The organism is Allobosea sp. ASV33, from assembly GCF_016428755.1.
In the GTDB taxonomy this organism is placed as follows: Bacteria; Pseudomonadota; Alphaproteobacteria; order Rhizobiales; family Beijerinckiaceae; genus Allobosea.
Window position 1 is genome coordinate 1 of sequence record NZ_JAELTI010000197.1, and the last position, 472, is coordinate 472.

Genomic DNA, 472 nt, shown 5'->3' on the forward strand with positions numbered 1-472 from the left:
GGTTTACGACGCGCTGAAGATCGACGGCACCGCCATCACGCTGGAAGTCCAGCAGGTGCTGGGCGACGGCATCGTCCGTACGATCGCCCTCGGTTCCACCGACGGCCTCAAGCGCGGCCTGGTGGCCCGCAATACCGGCGAAGGCATCAAGGTGCCGGTCGGCACGGCCACCCTGGGTCGCATCATGGACGTGCTGGGCAGCCCCATCGACGAAGCCGGCCCGATCGCCGCCGACGACAGCTGGGTCATCCATCGCGAAGCCCCGAGCTACGCCGACCAGGCCAGCTCGAACGATTTGCTTGAAACCGGCATCAAGGTCATCGACCTGATCTGCCCGTTCGCCAAGGGCGGCAAGGTCGGCCTGTTCGGCGGCGCCGGCGTGGGCAAGACCGTGAACATGATGGAGCTGATCAACAACATCGCCAAGGCGCACTCGGGTCTGTCCGTGTTCGCCGGCGTGGGTGAGCGTACC

Annotated in this window: 1 pseudogene; it reads left to right on the plus strand. The window is 66.3% G+C overall.

Annotated elements, in window-relative coordinates:
- A pseudogene (locus JHD80_RS27085) lies at nt 1-472 on the plus strand (F0F1 ATP synthase subunit beta); the annotation flags it as partial.